Raw genomic sequence first — 964 nt, 5'->3', positions numbered from 1 at the left:
TAATCTTTAACATTGCTTGGGCTCACGCCACCGGTTGGCATGAATTTTACAGGGTAAACCGCAGACAATGCTTTTAGCATCGCGACGCCGCCTGACGGTTCTGCTGGGAAAAACTTCAGCGTACGCAGACCCATTTCCATTGCTTGTTCAACCAAGCTTGGGTTGTTGACACCAGGGACGATGGTCACGTTACGCTGTTGGCAGTATTTCACTGTAGTTGGGTTGAAACCTGGGCTCACAATAAAGTCCACGCCCGCATCAATCGCTTCATCCACTTGCGCGCTTGTCAGCACAGTTCCCGCGCCAATCAACATCTCTGGGTACGCTTCGCGCATGTTTTTGATCGCTAAAGCGGCATCTTCAGTACGGAACGTCACTTCAGCACATGGCAGGCCATTTTCAATCAGCACTTGTGCCAGTTTCACTGCCTTGCCTGCGTCTTTGATCGCGATAACAGGGACTACTTTAATTTCTGAAAGTTGTTGGTTCAGATCTTTCATTTCATCGTTCCTTAAATAGTTGGCATCGCTTGGCTTGGAATGATCGCGCCGCGATGTTGAATAACCGTGCCAGCCACTTTGTGGCCAGCAAGCGCAGACTCAGCAACGTCTCCGCCTAAAATTCGTTTTGCAAGATAACCCGCACTAAAAGAATCACCCGCCGCCGTGGTATCCACCACAGCATCAACCTTCAAGGCCGCAACGGTGTGTTGTTGATCTTGTGTTACAACAAAACAGTCGTCCGCGCCACGTTTCACGATGATCTCTTTCACGCCAAAGTTTTTCGTACGGCTGATCGCTTCATCTTCGTGCTTATCTCCCCACAGCATGACCTCGTCATCGAAGGTCAAAAATGCCATGTCGGTGACGCTGAGGATCTTTGAGTAAAAATCACGAGCTTGTTCGATGTTAGGCCAGAGCTTAGGGCGGAAGTTGTTATCGAATGCGATTTTCACACCTTCTTT

2 protein-coding genes are annotated in these 964 nt (G+C 49.3%); both read right to left on the bottom strand.

Features of this window, described 5'->3' with window-relative positions; translation table 11 throughout:
• On the bottom strand, positions 1-500 hold a 500-nt coding region (locus tag R7R24_RS25165), incomplete at its 3' end, for a bifunctional 4-hydroxy-2-oxoglutarate aldolase/2-dehydro-3-deoxy-phosphogluconate aldolase (RefSeq protein ID WP_318119837.1).
• Between the two features lie 11 nt (positions 501-511).
• A partial coding sequence (locus R7R24_RS25160; protein WP_318119835.1) for a PfkB family carbohydrate kinase occupies positions 512-964 on the bottom strand: 453 nt, incomplete at its 5' end.

The sequence above is a fragment of the Vibrio sp. 704 genome (assembly GCF_033339295.1).
The sequence above is the reverse complement of the archived record's forward strand: the minus strand, read 5'-3'. Positions and strand labels throughout refer to the sequence as shown.